General features: G+C 73.8%; 3 protein-coding genes. 2 read left to right on the top strand and 1 reads right to left on the bottom strand.

Annotated elements, in window-relative coordinates:
* Positions 1–215 (top strand): hypothetical protein (locus AB0J52_RS38165; protein ID WP_500187887.1); only part of this gene is annotated, 215 nt, incomplete at its 5' end.
* 220 nt (positions 216–435) lie between these two features.
* On the top strand, positions 436–1,227 hold the full coding sequence (locus AB0J52_RS38160; protein ID WP_500187885.1) for a class I SAM-dependent methyltransferase: 792 nt from the start codon (positions 436–438) through the stop codon (positions 1,225–1,227).
* 87 nt (positions 1,228–1,314) lie between these two features.
* Here the strand turns inward: AB0J52_RS38160 and AB0J52_RS38155 are convergent.
* Positions 1,315–1,992: helix-turn-helix domain-containing protein (locus AB0J52_RS38155; RefSeq protein ID WP_500187884.1), on the bottom strand; the 678-nt coding region annotated here is incomplete at its 5' end.

Genomic DNA, 1,992 nt, shown 5'->3' with positions numbered 1-1,992 from the left:
CCGACCTCGGGCTGCCGGTGACGCTCGACGCGGTCCGCGCCGCCGTGCTGAGTGAGATCATGGACGTGTACGGGATCGCGCGGACCCGGCGGCCCGACCCCGCCGAGCAGGCCGTCCGCGACCACCTGCACAGCGTTCGCTACGGGGACGTGACCTGGAACCTGTCGGGGCCCGCGGGCCCTAGACGGGCCGCCCGGGAGTTCACCGGCGGCTGACCGCGGCTTGACCACGGGATGACTGCGGGTCGAGGCGGGGTTCACCGCCGCCTGACCTGGTGCTTTCCCCGGCCTGACGCGCTGTCGCGGACCGGGCCTTTGGGGCCGCGCGCTGTGGGTAGACTGTCCCGACCTTTGTGCCCGAGATCGGCATCGGCCCTGTCGAACAGCATCCGAGCGAGCGGGAAGTATGCAGTCACCAGGTCAGAAGAAGAGCATCATGGGCGGCGTCCTCAGCCTCCTGAGCAGCGGCCCCAAGCAGGCGGCGGCGGCCGCGCCGCCCGCCGCGGGCGAGGACGTGGTCCAGCCCGCCGCCGGTGAGGGCGCGCTGGAGAACCACCTCGGCGGCGACGAGGCGCGCAACTACCGCAAGTACGAGTACGACATGGTCGCCCCGCACGTCGGGCGCAAGCTCCTGGAGATCGGCTCCGGGCTCGGCCACTTCTCCGAGCAGTTCGCGGGCCGCCTGGACTACCTGGTCGTCAGCGACAACGACCCGTACTGCGTCCGCGAGCTGCGCAAGCGCTACGACGGCAACGAGGACGTCGAGGTCATCGACCTGGAGCTGCCCGCCGCGATCGACATCCGGCAGAAGGTCGACACCGTCGTCATGATGAACGTCCTGGAGCACATCAAGGACGACGTGCAGGCGCTGCGCGACCTGGCCGCCGTGACCGAGCCCGGCGGCCGCATCGTCATCTGGGTGCCCGGCTACCCGCAGCTCTACGGCGACTTCGACCGCAAGGTCGGGCACGTCCAGCGGTACACCCCGGACACGCTGGCGGAGTCGGTGCGCGAGGCGGGCCTGGTCCCGGACGTGCTCAAGCCGATCAACTTCCTGGGCGGCATCGCCTGGTGGGCGGCGGTCCGGCGCGGCGGCGCGGGCTACCCCGACCCGCGGCTCGTCAAGATCTACGACCGGACGGTCATCCCGACCACCCGGGCGATCGAGCGGATCGTCCGGCCGCCGTTCGGGCAGACCGTCTTCTGCGTCGCGCGCGTCCCCGCCTGACGCGGAGCGGCGCCCCTCATCCCGGCAGGGCCCGGCCCACCTCGCGGTGGCCGGGCCCTTTCGCGTGCGCCCCCTGGGGGAGGGCGGTCAGTGGGCGGCGGGGGTGAACAGGGAGAGGCGGTGCGCGGTCGCGGCGGCCTCGCCCCGGCTGGTGACGCCCAGCTTGGCCAGGATGTTGGAGACGTGCACGCTGGCGGTCTTCGCGGAGATGAACAGGGCCTCGGCGATGTCGCGGTTGCTCTGCCCGTCGGCGACCAGCCGCAGCACCTCGAACTCGCGCGGGGTGAGGCCGAACGGCGCGGCGGCGGGCTCGGTCCGCTCGCCGAGCCGGGCCCGCTGCGACAGCCCGGACAGCCGGTCCAGCAGCGGCACGGCGCCGAGCTCGCGGGCCAGGTCGGTGGCCCGCGCGAGGCGTTCGCGGGCGGCGTCGCGGTCGCCCGCGTGCAGGGCCGCCTGCCCGGCCCAGGTGAGCGCCGTCGCCTCGTGGAAGGGGTTCGCCAGCGCCTTCCACCTGGCCGCGGCCTCGTCCCAGGCGTCGGCGTCCAGGTCGCCTCGTGCGCGCGCGGCGGCGGCGTCGTAGGTGCTCTTCCACGCCTCCTGCGCCGGTCCGAGGACCAGCGTCGCCTGCGCGCGCTTCTCCACGCGCTCGAACTCGGGCGTGCCGCCGAGTTCGGCGCACGCCGTCGCGGCGAGCACCAGGACGGGCCACGCGTAGCGGCTGTCGTCCGGAAGCGTCTCGTCGGGATCGCCCAGCACCGGCTCTGC

The sequence above is a fragment of the Spirillospora sp. NPDC049652 genome, from assembly GCF_040675125.1.
In the GTDB taxonomy this organism is placed as follows: Bacteria; Actinomycetota; Actinomycetes; order Streptosporangiales; family Streptosporangiaceae; genus Spirillospora.
Note: the sequence above shows the minus strand (reverse complement) of the source record. Positions and strands in the feature narration are given on the sequence as shown.